Origin of the sequence: Aestuariivirga sp. (assembly GCF_046093005.1) — a bacterium.
Classification (GTDB): domain Bacteria; phylum Pseudomonadota; class Alphaproteobacteria; order Rhizobiales; family Aestuariivirgaceae; genus Aestuariivirga.
On sequence record NZ_JBJTER010000033.1, the window covers coordinates 1 to 1,521 of the forward strand.

The window sequence follows — 1,521 nt, forward strand, 5'->3', positions numbered from 1 at the left end:
TTACAATACACTGCGCCCACATGGTTCGCCGGGCTATCGTCCCCCAGCCCCGGAATACTAATCCGCTTTGATCAGTTCGCGTGAGCCCATTCCCTGAGGCCGATGGACATGATGTGCCACGGTTGGTCGAGGAGCTTGTTCCATGCGAAACAGCAGTGGTCGAGAATGTCTTCGTAGGACTTGAAGATTCTGTTGGACAGCCAGTTGTCACGTATGAACTGCCAGACATTTTCAGCTGGATTGAGCTCGGGGCATTTGGCCGGTAGTGCCAGCAGCGTGATATTGGAGGGCACTCTGAGCCGTGCCGACATATGCCAGCCAGCTTGATCGAGGAGCAGCACGGCATGACGGCCGGGTGCGACTTCGGCAGAGATTTCGGCAAGGTGCAGGTTCATCGCCTGGATGTTGCAGGCTGGCAAGACAAGTGCGGCACCCTTTCCCTCGTGAGGGCAAATGGCACCAAAGATGTAGGCGGATGCGGTCCGCTGATCTTTTGGCGCTGACGGCCGTGTGCCGCGTTCTGCCCAGCGGCGGGTAATCTTGTTCTTCTGCCCGATGCGCGCTTCATCCGCGAACCAGATCTCGATCATGTGAGGGGAGACATCCATCTGCTCTGCGATCTGCGCCAGCTTCGCTGGGAATTTTTTTTGAACTCCTCAATCACCCCCTCGGCTTGCGCATGATGACGGGGCCTTGCCGAGAGCTTGCGATAGCCCATTGCCCGCAGGTGGCGGCTGATTGTGTCTTCGCTGACCGACACACGAAACTCCTCCCAAACCCATTGGCACAAATCGATGATGCGCCAGCGAACAACCCCATGGCTGGCCGGTATGGGCCCGCTCTCCACGATCGCGGCAAGAGCCGTCAGTTGTTCGGCAGTCAGTTTCGGCGGCTTGCCCGGCGCCTTGCGGTTGATCAGCCCTTCAGGACCGTGAGCGTTGAACTTCTTTACCCAGTCACAGACGATCTGAACGGTGACGCTGCCCAGCACAGCTGCTTCGCCACGGCTGGCGCCATCATAGATCGCGGCAATCGACAGAAGCCGCCGGGCTTGGGACGCATCCCTCGCATGCTTGGCCGCCAGGCGGCAGGACTTGGCGTCAAAATCGGTACGGAGTGGAAAGGCGGGCATGGTATCGCTCCCTGTTTTCCACCTTGAATCAATTCACAGCTGATTTGTGAAGGATCGTGTCCCATTCCGTGGTGTAGCTGACGGCGGCGGTCGCCGAGCTTTTCCGGCTGGGCCGGGATGATCAGCTGGCCACGGCTGGCAGGCTGACGAGGGGATCATCGCTCATCTGGTTGATGGTTTCCAGCGTCATGTAGCGGGCGCGCTGGACGGCCCATTCATCGTTCTGCTCGAGGAGGATTGCGCCGACGAGGCGGATGATGGCATCGTCGTTCGGGAAGATGCCGACCACCAACGCGCCTGATCGCAGAGCCGAGTGATTGGAGTTTCACGGGGTGACCGCATTATTGTTCCGGCGCACTGTTTCTGAAGGGCGAGGCCATCACTGGGCC

The 1,521-nt window shown here is 59.4% G+C and carries 1 protein-coding gene and 1 pseudogene; both read right to left on the reverse strand.

All coding sequences use genetic code 11. The annotated features are described in order from the left end of the window. Window positions 1-71: 71 nt before the first annotated feature. Window positions 72-1,132 (reverse strand): IS630 family transposase gene (locus ACKOED_RS02775; RefSeq protein ID WP_408915051.1). Its coding sequence is split into 2 segments (ribosomal slippage): window positions 72-643 and window positions 643-1,132, totalling 1,062 coding nucleotides; the frame shifts between segments, so codons are not numbered across the junction. A 121-nt stretch (window positions 1,133-1,253) separates the two neighbouring features. Continuing rightward, window positions 1,254-1,421: pseudogene (locus ACKOED_RS02780) on the reverse strand (transposase); the annotation flags it as partial. Between the last annotated feature and the right edge of the window lie 100 nt (window positions 1,422-1,521).